Origin of the sequence: Bradyrhizobium pachyrhizi, assembly GCF_001189245.1 — a bacterium.
GTDB classification, from domain to species: Bacteria; Pseudomonadota; Alphaproteobacteria; order Rhizobiales; family Xanthobacteraceae; genus Bradyrhizobium; species Bradyrhizobium pachyrhizi.
The window spans coordinates 108,305-114,160 of the sequence record NZ_LFIQ01000117.1 but is presented as its reverse complement, the minus strand read 5'-3'; the positions used below and the strand labels follow the sequence as shown (position 1 = coordinate 114,160).

Annotated in this window: 4 protein-coding genes and 1 pseudogene; all 5 read left to right on the top strand. The window is 63.9% G+C overall.

Features of this window, described 5'->3' with window-relative positions; genetic code table 11:
• Nucleotides 1-185, top strand: a pseudogene (locus tag AKL29_RS45925) (HAD family hydrolase); the annotation flags it as partial.
• 617 nt (nucleotides 186-802) lie between these two features.
• A complete protein-coding gene (chvE, locus tag AKL29_RS32420; RefSeq protein ID WP_050386983.1) occupies nucleotides 803-1,876 on the top strand; it encodes a multiple monosaccharide ABC transporter substrate-binding protein in 1,074 nt (357 codons plus the stop codon).
• Between the two features lie 162 nt (nucleotides 1,877-2,038).
• Nucleotides 2,039-3,619: a multiple monosaccharide ABC transporter ATP-binding protein gene (gene mmsA / locus AKL29_RS32415; protein ID WP_050386982.1), complete on the top strand. Its 1,581-nt coding sequence runs from the start codon at nucleotides 2,039-2,041 to the stop codon at nucleotides 3,617-3,619.
• Nucleotides 3,616-4,806: a multiple monosaccharide ABC transporter permease gene (gene mmsB / locus AKL29_RS32410; protein ID WP_050386981.1), complete on the top strand. Its 1,191-nt coding sequence runs from the start codon at nucleotides 3,616-3,618 to the stop codon at nucleotides 4,804-4,806. Before mmsA ends, mmsB begins: the two co-directional genes overlap by 4 nt.
• Nucleotides 4,807-4,863: 57 nt before the next feature.
• Nucleotides 4,864-5,697: an inositol monophosphatase family protein gene (locus AKL29_RS32405; RefSeq protein WP_050386980.1), complete on the top strand. Its 834-nt coding sequence runs from the start codon at nucleotides 4,864-4,866 to the stop codon at nucleotides 5,695-5,697.
• Nucleotides 5,698-5,856: the final 159 nt, after the last annotated feature.

Below are 5,856 nucleotides of genomic sequence, written 5' to 3'. Positions count from 1 at the left end.
AGGTCCTGATCCGGCTCGGACTCGGGCCGGGAGATTGCGTCGCAATCGAGGATTCCGGCAACGGCCTCGCCGCCGCAGCGCGCGCCGGCATCCCCGTCGTCATCACCCGCAGCGCCTATTTCAGCGACGACGATTTTGCCGAGGCTCTGCTGGTTGTTGACGATCTCTCCGACATCGACGCCTGAAGGTCGCTGCGCGCCGGCCGGGCAGCTCCGACCAATTTATTCTGGTGCTGAAATAAATGGTGCTTGCATCCATGGCAGGGTGAAGGCACAATCCCGCCAAAGGTTGCCAGGAGCAGTGCCGCGCCACCCTGGGGGCTATGGGATTTGCCAGTGATTCCGGGTGGTACTCCCGCGACCCTCCACGTCTCCGAGAAATTTCTTCGGATAATTAAATAAATGGCCAGTCGGTGCCTGCGTCCGTATGGTAGGGGCAACATCAACCAAAGGGTGCAGAAAACGACGGCGCACCGCCAGACGTCCTGTCGGACGCTGGCGCTCGCCAACGATTCCGGGAGACCGGCGCCTCATGATCCTCCACGTCATTCCTGCGCCTCGTTCGCCCCACGACATGACGCCCGGCTGAACCCGGCATTGCGGGATCGACATGGCCGACCATGCGGAGTGAGCATTGGCGCTGTTGACGGGTTCGATCGACATTCCGCAATTTCGGTTCGTGACGGTCTCGGCGCCGATCCGACGCCGCCGTAGAATCCGCGGCCGGCCCACGAACGATAGCCGTCGATTGACGCTGTCCACGGCAACTGGAATCCCAACTCAAAAAAGCAAGGGAGTGAAGCATGTTCAAATTGAAGACCACCTTGTTCGCGCTTGCGCTGGCCGGTCTTGCCGCGACGGTGTCCGATCGCGACGCGCTCGCCCAGAGCAAGCCGACCATCGGCATCGCGATGCCGACCAAATCCTCGGCGCGCTGGATCGACGACGGCAACAACATGGTCAAGGTGCTGAAGGAGCGCGGCTACGGCACCGATCTGCAATATGCCGAAGACGACATTCCGAACCAACTCTCCCAGGTCGAGAACATGGTGACCAAGGGCGCCAAGGTGCTGGTCATCGCCGCCATCGACGGCACCACCTTGTCCGATGTCCTGAAGCAGGCCAAGGCCCAGGGCATCACGGTGATCGCCTATGACCGCCTGATCCGCGACACCCCCAATGTCGACTACTACGCGACCTTCGACAATTTCCAGGTCGGCGTGCTGCAGGCCCAGTCGATCGAGAACGCGCTCGGGCTCAAGGAGGGCAAGGGGCCCTTCAACATCGAGCTGTTCGGCGGCTCGCCCGACGACAACAACGCGTATTTCTTCTACGACGGCGCGATGTCGGTGTTGAAGCCCTATATCGACAGCGGCAAGCTCGTGGTCGGCAGCGGCCAGACGGGCATGAACAAGGTCGCGACGCTGCGCTGGGACGGAGCAACCGCGCAGGCGCGGATGGACAACCTGCTCAGCGCGTTCTACGGCAAGAAGCGCGTCGACGCGGTGCTGTCGCCCTATGACGGCCTGTCGATCGGCATCATCTCCTCGCTGAAGAGCGTTGGCTATGGCAGCAAGGACCAGCCGATGCCGTATATTAGCGGACAGGATGCCGAAGTCCCCTCGATCAAGGCGATGCTGCGCGGCGAGCAATATTCGACCATCTTCAAGGACACCCGCGACCTCGCCAAGGTCACGGCCGACATGGTCGACGCCGTGCTGAGCAAGAAGGAGGTCAGCGTCAACGACACCAAGACCTACAACAACGGGGTCAAGGTGGTTCCGTCCTATCTCCTCAAGCCGGTCGTGGTGGATAAGACCAATTGGGAGAAAGTCCTGATTGACAGCGGCTATTACAAGCGCTCGCAATTCGACTAGAGCGTTTTTCGAGCGGGGTGGGTACCGGCTGAGGAAAACGCATCAAACTAGAATATGGAGCCCCGTTCCGATTTAATCGGAACGGAATAGGCTCTAGGGCGGATCGCCGGCAAGCGGCGGCGGACCGCGCCGGGGACGATCGACGTTGCGGGACCTGATCCGATGACGGCAATGCTTGAGATGCGCGGCGTCAGCAAGAGCTTTGCCGGCGTGCAGGCGTTGCGCGACGTCAGCTTCACTGTCGAGGCCGGGCAGATCCATGCGCTGGTCGGCGAAAACGGCGCCGGCAAGTCGACCTTGATGAAGGTGCTGAGTGGGGTCTATCCGGCCGGCAGCTACGATGGGTCGATCGTGTTCGACGGCGAGGAGCGGCGCTTCCGCGACATCAACGACAGCGAGGCGCTCGGGATCATCATCATCCATCAGGAGCTGGCGCTGATCCCGCTGATGTCGATTGCCGAGAACATCTTTCTGTCGCATCCACCGTCGCGGTTCGGCGTCATCGACCGCAACGCGGTGCATCGGCGGACCGCCGAGCTGTTGGCGCAGGTCGGCTTGCGGGAGCCGCCGGATACGTTGATCACCGACCTCGGCGTCGGCAAGCAGCAGCTCGTGGAGATCGCCAAGGCGTTGTCCAAGCGGGTGCGTCTCCTGATCCTCGACGAGCCGACCGCAAGTCTCAACGAAGCCGACAGCGCCGCCTTGCTCGAGCGTCTCCTGGCCTTCCGCGAGCAGGGCATCGCCTCGATCCTGATCTCGCACAAGCTGAACGAGGTTGCACGCGTCGCCGACCGCATCACGGTGCTGCGCGACGGCCGCACCGTCGACAGCATCGACTGCCGCACCGAGCGGATCGAGGAGGACCGCATCATCCGCAGCATGGTCGACCGCGATCTGGCGCATCGTTTTCCCGAGCGAAAGGCGGAGATCGGCGAACCCGTGATGACGGTGGAGAACTGGTCGGTGTATCACCCGCTGCATACCGAGCGGCAGGTGATCAAGAATGTCGACTTTACGCTGCGGCGCGGCGAGGTGGTCGGCATCGCCGGCCTGATGGGCGCCGGCCGCACCGAGTTCGCCATGAGCCTGTTCGGCTGCGCCTGGGGCACCAACGTCTCCGGCAAGGTCCGCCTCGATGGACGCGAGGCCGATCTGTCCAGCGTGCCGGCCGCGATCGATGCCGGCATTGCCTATGTCACCGAAGACCGCAAGCAGCTCGGGCTGATCCTTGCCGCCGACGTCCGCAAGAACGTGACGGTGGCGAGCCTGCGCCAGGTGTCGGAGCGCGGCGTGATCGACGACGTCGCCGAGCTGAAAGCCGCGAGCGACTACCGCACCCGGATGCGGATCCGCTGCTCCGACGTCTATCAGGCGACCGGCGACCTCTCGGGCGGCAACCAGCAGAAGGTCGTGCTGTCGAAATGGCTGATGACCGATCCGAGGGTGCTGCTGCTGGACGAGCCGACACGCGGGATCGACGTCGGCGCGAAATACGAGATCTACTCCATCATCAACGAGCTGGCCGAGGCCGGCAGGGGCGTCGTGGTGATCTCCTCGGAGATGCCCGAACTGCTCGGCATCTGCGACCGGATCTGCGTGATGAATGACGGCGCCTTCGTCGGCGAGTTCGCTGCGCACGATGCGACGCAGGAGAAGATCATGCGCGCCATCATGCGCAATGTCAGAATGTCCGGACGCGGCGCCGACGAGAGGGCGGCACGCGCCGGAGGAGGGGCACCATGACCGACAAGACGGTATCACTTCCTGAGGTCCCCGGGCATTCCGGCTTCATCAAGAACAATCTGCGCAACTACGGCATGCTGCTGTCGCTGCTCGCGATCATGCTGTTCTTCGAGATCGTGACCGACGGCACGCTGTTGCAGCCGCTCAACCTCACCAATCTCGTGCTGCAGAACAGTTACATCGTCATCATGGCGCTCGGCATGCTGCTGGTGATCGTCACCGGGCATATCGATCTTTCGGTCGGCTCGGTCGCGGGCTTCGTCGGCGCGGTCGCGGCGGTGCTGATGGTGCGCTACCATGTCAGCTACCCGATTGCCTTCGTCGCCTGCCTCCTGGTCGGCGCCGCGATCGGTGCGGCGCAGGGCTATTGGGTGGCCTATTTCGGCATTCCGTCCTTCATCGTGACGCTGGCGGGCATGCTGGTGTTCAAGGGCCTCGCGCTTGCGGTCCTGCAGGGCCAGTCGGTCGGGCCGTTCCCGCCGACCTTCCAGAAGCTGTCGTCGGGCTTCATCCCCGAGCTGTTCCCGAGCGCCGGCACGCTCTATCCGACGTCGCTCGCGATCGGTATCGTCCTGGCGTTTGTCCTGGTGCTGGCGACCGCCAGGAGCCGGGCGCGCGAGCAGGCGCACGGCATCGCCGTCGAGCCCTACGCGTTTTTCGTCGTCAAGAGCATCGCGCTGGCGGGCGCGGTGCTCTACTTCACCTATCTGATCGCTTCGCATCGCGGCCTGCCCAATGTGCTCGTCATCATGACCGTCTTGATCGCGCTCTATGGCTTCGTCACGCGGCGGACGGTGATCGGGCGGCAGATCTACGCGGTGGGCGGCAATGCCAAGGCGGCGAAACTGTCGGGCGTCAAGACCGAACGGCTTACCTTCTTCACCTTCGTCAACATGGGCGTGCTGGCCGCGCTTGCAGGGCTGGTGTTCGCAGCCCGGCTCAACACCGCGACGCCGAAGGCCGGCCTCGGCTTCGAGCTCGATGTGATCGCCGCCTGCTTCATTGGCGGTGCGTCGGCCTATGGCGGCGTTGGCCGGGTCGGCGGCGCGGTGGTCGGTGCCATGATCATGGGCGTCATGAACAACGGCATGTCGATCCTCGGTATCGGCATCGATTATCAGCAGGTGATCAAGGGCCTCGTGCTGCTTGGCGCCGTCTGCATCGACGTCTACAACCAGCGCCGCTGACCGCCACGCAGTCACAATTCCACGATAGGGTGCCGGAGCAACGCAGGAGAATGCCGCGTGAAACTGTCCCATGCCGACGCGCTGAACATCGGAGCCATCCTTGCCGAAGTCGCCCGCAGCGAGATCATGCCGCGGTTCCGCCGCGTGCGGGAGATCGAGGTCCGCACCAAGACATCGGCATTCGACGTCGTCACCGAAGCCGATGAGCTTGCCGAGCAGGCGATATCGGCGGCGCTGCTGCGGGCGTTTCCGAATGCAGTTGTGATCGGCGAGGAGGGCGCCGCGCGTGATCCGGCCGCGCTCGATCAGCTCGGAACCGCGGAGCTTGCCTTCATCATCGATCCGATCGACGGCACGCGGAACTTCACCTCGAGCCTGCCGCTGTTCGGCACCATGGTGGCCGCCACCATGCGCGGCGAGATCGTATTCGGTGCGATCCATGATCCGGTCAGCAACGACACTGCATTTGCGCTGCGCGGCGAGGGCGCGTGGCTTGCGATGCCGGACGGCGGGCGGCATGACCTGAAGGTGGCTCCCGCCGTGTCGGTCAAGCAGATGGATGCGATCGTCGGCGTCAACTTCCTGCCCGAGCCGCTGCGCACGATTGTCGCCGGCAATCTTTCGAGGCTCGGCGGCAGCGCCTGGCTCAGATGCGCCGCGCATGAGTATCGCATGGCGGCGTCCGGACATTGCCACCTCTTGTTCTACAACAAGCTGATGCCGTGGGATCATGCCGCGGGCTGGCTGTTGCATCGCGAGGCCGGCGGCTACAGCGCGCATTTCGACGGATCACCCTACCGGCCGGTCAATCTGACCGGCGGCTTGCTGTGCGCACCCGACGAGGCGAGCTGGCGCGCGGCGCGAGAGGCGATCCTGACGCCGGCTGGATAGCAGCGGACGCGGGTTCGTCGCGTTGCGGCGGTTATGAGCCACATTGGTTTTCGGATTCAACTGTCAAACGGCTTGTTCGGTGTCGTCCCTGCGAAAGCAGGGATCCATACGCCGCGGCAGGTGTTGTGGAAGGACTCGTCGTCCCAGCGTCGCCGTGAC

Coding starts and splice junctions, on each gene's coding strand:
- chvE (WP_050386983.1), top strand. CDS start 803: ATGTTCAAATTGAAGACCACCTTGTTCGCGCTTGCGCTGGCCGGTCTT.
- mmsA (WP_050386982.1), top strand. CDS start 2,039: ATGACGGCAATGCTTGAGATGCGCGGCGTCAGCAAGAGCTTTGCCGGC.
- mmsB (WP_050386981.1), top strand. CDS start 3,616: ATGACCGACAAGACGGTATCACTTCCTGAGGTCCCCGGGCATTCCGGC.